This is a genomic window from Shewanella sp. 11B5 (assembly GCF_002836795.1).
Lineage (GTDB): Bacteria > Pseudomonadota > Gammaproteobacteria > Enterobacterales > Shewanellaceae > Shewanella > Shewanella frigidimarina.
The window spans coordinates 1-5071 of sequence record NZ_PJAP01000415.1; the positions used below are offsets into that span (position 1 = coordinate 1).

Below are 5071 nucleotides of genomic sequence, written 5' to 3' on the forward strand. Positions count from 1 at the left end.
GAACTAATTTAACAAGAGATAAACGATGTAACGCGACTACCGGATGTCTAAAACGACCAAACATACGTATAATTTGATGATACATGACATCACGCAACACAACCCGAGCTCGATGGCTCGATAATAACGTAAGTTGTGCCGGTAACGTGGTGATATCCTCAAATCCAAAATACATCCCTTTGGAGAATGCCTCTACATACTCTTGCTCTAGTGGATTAGCTAACGTTACCAGATACTGTTTGTCGACTTTATGCTGCGGATCCATTAACGCTTCGGACCACTTAGCGTCGTTGGTTAGCAATAATAATCCGGTAGAATGTAAATCTAACCGACCGGCAATATGTAACATATCAGTGTTGACGCCAGTTATTAATCCTAATGCCGTAGCGTGTTTATCATCAATGGTCGCACTCACCACCCCATCAGGTTTATTGAGCATATAGTACTGTTTTTGGTATTGACGCAGCACCACACCATTACATTCAATATGAGTAAATTCATCAACCTGTAAATCTGGTGACTTAGCAAACTGGCCATCGACAAGCACTTTATTGGTAACTAACAATAATCGAACCGCTTTTTTCGGGATCTGTAACGTACCTGCAATAAATTGGTCAAGTCGACCTCGTTTAGACACCATAAAACTTCACCAATATAGAATGATACCAATTTGTTTAAGAATACCTTATTCTGTTAAAAGGCAAAAACATTAAGGAGTAACATGCTTTCGCAACCTGCTAGTACAGATTTGCGCCCAGATATGACCAGCGCTGAATTAAAACAGGCGATTAAGTCACTGGATCAATATTTACAAGATAACATTTTTCAAAGTGCAATTAATGACACCTTGAATAAGCGATCACATTTTTTCGATGCGCTATTATGCCAACTTTGGCAACCCTTCGAATTAGATCCCGCACGTATATCGCTCAATGCAGTTGGGGGTTACGGCCGGCAAACTTTACATCCTTTCTCTGATATCGACATCTGCGTTATTCACGATGGTCCATTAACCCCTACGGAAGCTGCTTCTGTAAGCCAATTTCTGACTCAACTTTGGGATCTTAATCTCGATTTAGGCCACGCTGTACGCAGTTTAACTGACACATTCCAAGCTTGTAAGGATGATGTAACCATTGCAACCAGCTTACTGGAGATCCGTCATTTATTCGGTAATAGTCAGCATCAACAGCAAGTGTTGAATGCACTGTACGGCCAAGATTTATGGCAAAGCCAAGCATTTTTTAATGCCAAACTCAGCGAACAGCAAGAGCGTCACGCCAAAGCACAAGGCACCTCATACAGTATTGAACCCAATCTTAAAACTAGCCCTGGTGGAATGCGCGATATTCAAACCCTTACCTGGGTTGCTCGCAAACATTTCAGCGTTGCCAATATGCAATCACTTCGGAGCTTTGGTTTTTTAACCAACGACGAATACGCTGAGTTAATGGAGTGCCAACACTTTTTATTTAGAGTGCGCTTTGCGTTGCATCAAGCAGCCCAACGTTCTGAAAATCGTTTATTACTACAATACCAAGCTGAAGTAGCTAAATTAATGGGTTTTGGTGATGGTATGGCCATCGGCGAAAGCGGCAATATTGCAATTGAAAAAATGATGCGCCAATTATTTCGAGCAATGAAGCGCATAGGCGAATTAAACAAAATCTTAATGGCGTATTTTCAACGAGAAATTATTCCAGAGCTTAATCCGCAAATAATCGCGATTAACGATAACTTTGAAATTGTTGATAAGTACATTCACGTTCGAGACGAAACCGTATTTATCGATCGCACTCAAATTATGGCGTTATTTGAGTTTATCGCGATTCATCACGACAAAATAATTGGTATTACTGCAGAAACCTTACGTTCTTTGCGCCAAGTAAGACGTCGTTTAATGGGTGACTTACAAGATTTTCAGCGTTGTAGAGAGCAATTTAAAGCGATATTTGTTCATCCTCAAGGCATGGGACTTGCCATTACCTTGATGCATCAACACGGTATTTTAGCGTCTTATTTACCACAATGGCGTGAAGTTGTTGGTCAGATGCAGTTTGATTTATTCCATGCCTATACGGTCGATGAGCACACCCACAAGGTGCTTAAAAATATATACATCTACGGAAACGACATCAAAACGTTGGATAAAGATCTGGCATTAGCCGCTGATATTTATCAAAAAATGTCTAACAAATCGACACTGTTATTTGCAGCATTGTTCCATGACTTAGCTAAAGGCCGTGGTGGTGACCATAGTAAACTTGGTGCTGTTGATGCCAATTTATTTGCTAAGTTTCATGGCTTAAAAGTCTCACAAGAAAAACTGATTTGCTGGTTAGTAGAAAATCATTTGTTGATGTCTATTACCTCACAACGCATGGATATTTACGATCCTGAAGTCGTGAATGCTTTTGCCAAAAAAGTAGGCACCTTAACCCGTTTAGACGCCCTGTACTGCCTGACCATTGCCGATATTCAGGCAACCAATGATGATCTGTGGAATGACTGGAAAGCATCATTATTAAAAGATTTGTATTTTGTTACTCGTAAAGCACTGCGCAATGGCTTTGAAAATATTTTGCAACTGCGTACTTTGGTGCGGGAACACAAACAAGAAGCGCTGAATTTATTAGCCGCCGATGACGATAGCAGTGACGAGATCAAAAAATTATGGCGTCGCTTACCTATCGCCTTTTTCAGTAACGCCGAAGCGGATGATATCGCCAGATATACCCAAGCAATGATTAACCACGATCTTACACCAGTAGCCGAAAATCAATACAACACCTTGATTTTACTCGACGATGTAGTGGTGAAAGGTTGCAGTGACGTGTTTGTTTACACCAAAGACAGACACGGATTGTTTGTTAAATTATTCAATACGTTAGCGACATTACGTATTTCGGTAAAACAAGCACAAATAGCCCGAACTAAAGATGGTTATGTGGTTGAGTCATTTAAAGTACTCGATTTTGATGAAAAGCCCATTACCAGCGCTCAGCGCCGTGAACAGGTCATCGACAAATTACATCAAGTGTTAGATAAAGGCGTTAATTTACCGAAAAAACGCCAGTCTAGACGGCATCAGAGTTTCGATAATCAGCCCAATATCGAATTTCTACATTCACGAAAATCGACCCGTAGCTTAGTCAATGTTTCAGCATTAGACACCAGTGAATTTATGGAACAAATTGCCAGTGCATTTAGAGAATTGGATTTGAATATTCATTCTGCCACCATCAGTACAGTCGGCGAACGCGCAGACAATGTGTTTTTATTATCCAATAAAGACGATCAACAATTAACCCCAGAACAACAGCAGCAATTGTCAGCAACACTAATGCAAGCCATTACCACCGACGAATAACAACCTTAATCAGTCAGTGTTATTGATATAAATGGGCCATGTGTGAATTAATCACCGTGGCGCTTTTATTTCACCACTAAGCAGACTTTGAGCAAACTGATGACTATGCGATAATCACCCCCATCAACTGCCGTTAATTAGGTCATCATGTCACAAGCCTTTAGTTATACTGCTGAATATGTACTAGACAAATCGTACTTTGAAGAATGTTATCAGCAATCAATTAACCCCAACACCTCACCAAAACGTTTCATTAAAACCACAATCTTTGCGCTTGTAGGTTTGGCTATTCTAATGCTCGACACAGTAAGCCCAACATCGATGAGTACTAAAGAAACCTACTATTTAGGCTACTTTTTTATTGGTTTGGCCGTGGTAGAGTTTTTGAGTATTCGTTTTAATAAAACCTGGTGGTTATGGCGTCAAATGATGAGTAAAGCGGCTGGTGAGCATGTCAATCTCACAATAGATGATAATGGTATCAATAGTCAGTCACTCCATGTTAATCAACAGATTTTGTGGACTGATATTTATCGAATTACTGAAACCGATGCAGGCTTGTTAATTAAACTGCAAAAAACCACGACTTATTTGTCTAAACGCTGCTTAGATAAAAGCGCTATCGACTTTATTAATCAGAAACAATAGCTTGAAATATAACTTAACCTAATAGATCACAAACAATAACGCCTAGGCTAATGCATTCGCAACACGAAGACTAATGTCGCTAAGTAACTCATCTTCAAACCATGGGTTACGACTAAGCCAAATATTATTACGCGGACTGGGATGCGGCAGAGGAATATAACGTGGCCCAAACCTGCGCCATTGCTGCACAGTTTCGGTTAATGTTTTCGGCTTATCGGCTAAATAATACTGTTGTGCATATTGCCCTACCAATAATATCAACTTGACGTTAACTAACTGCTGCAGCAATAAATCATGCCATTTAGGCGCACATTCAGGCCGCGGAGGTAAGTCGCCAGACTTTCCTTTACCAGAAGCGGCATAACTACCCGGATAACAAAAACCCATCGGCATAATAGCAATCTGTTTAGCATCGTAAAAAACGTCTTTAGTTACCCCTAGCCACAACCGCAATCGGTCGCCACTGGCGTCATCGAATGGAATACCCGACAAATGTACTTTACGTCCAGGGGCCTGACCGATGATCAACACTTTTGCTTGCGGATCAATTTGTACTACTGGGCGTACACCATCAACTAGACATGATGCACAAAGCTGACAATTTTTTACTTGAGTGAGTAACGAAACCATATCCAATGCCTTACTTTTTGTATATAAAATCATAAAAAGCGTGTAAATCACTATATCCAACGGAACTAAGCTGCAGTAGTATTTGTCAAAATAACAAAGTTCTCCCAAGAAGGAACAACCATGCAACATTCACGTTTAGCCCGTACAACTTTAGCTGCTATGTTAATTAGCGGTACAGCGATAAGTTTTAGCGCTGCAGCACTTCCCCAAGCACCCGTTAACGATGTGGTTTCATTAAAAGAAGCCTGCCAACAAATTGCACTTGAAGACCAACTGCCAGAAAGTGAAGTCGACGCATTTTTGCTTGATTGCGTTAACGACCAATTAACCGAAATGGGCTACGAACGTGTTGCTAGCCTAGATTAAGCCAGTACCAAGCCTAGACTATCTTCATAATGACTAGTATCAACTGACTCCCTATAA

General features: G+C 40.6%; 5 protein-coding genes. 3 read left to right on the plus strand and 2 right to left on the minus strand.

Features of this window, described 5'->3' with window-relative positions; all coding sequences use genetic code 11:
• Positions 1-640: pseudouridine synthase (locus CXF78_RS09635; RefSeq protein ID WP_102036649.1), on the minus strand; the 640-nt coding region annotated here is incomplete at its 3' end.
• Positions 641-721: 81 nt separating this feature from the next.
• Here CXF78_RS09635 and glnD point away from each other — a divergent pair.
• Positions 722-3370: a [protein-PII] uridylyltransferase gene (gene glnD / locus CXF78_RS09640; protein WP_011636384.1), complete on the plus strand. Its 2649-nt coding sequence runs from the start codon at positions 722-724 to the stop codon at positions 3368-3370.
• 147 nt (positions 3371-3517) lie between these two features.
• Positions 3518-4018, plus strand: a complete 501-nt coding sequence (locus tag CXF78_RS09645) for a YcxB family protein (RefSeq protein ID WP_011636383.1) — start codon at positions 3518-3520, stop codon at positions 4016-4018.
• A 42-nt stretch (positions 4019-4060) separates the two neighbouring features.
• Here the strand turns inward: CXF78_RS09645 and CXF78_RS09650 are convergent, their stop codons facing one another.
• Positions 4061-4654, minus strand: a complete 594-nt coding sequence (locus CXF78_RS09650) for a uracil-DNA glycosylase family protein (protein WP_167526085.1) — start codon at positions 4652-4654, stop codon at positions 4061-4063.
• 114 nt (positions 4655-4768) lie between these two features.
• On the opposite strand from CXF78_RS09650, the gene CXF78_RS09655 reads away from it, so the two are divergent.
• Entirely contained in the window at positions 4769-5014 is a 246-nt protein-coding gene (locus CXF78_RS09655; protein ID WP_011636381.1) for a hypothetical protein, read from the plus strand.
• Positions 5015-5071 lie beyond the last annotated feature (57 nt).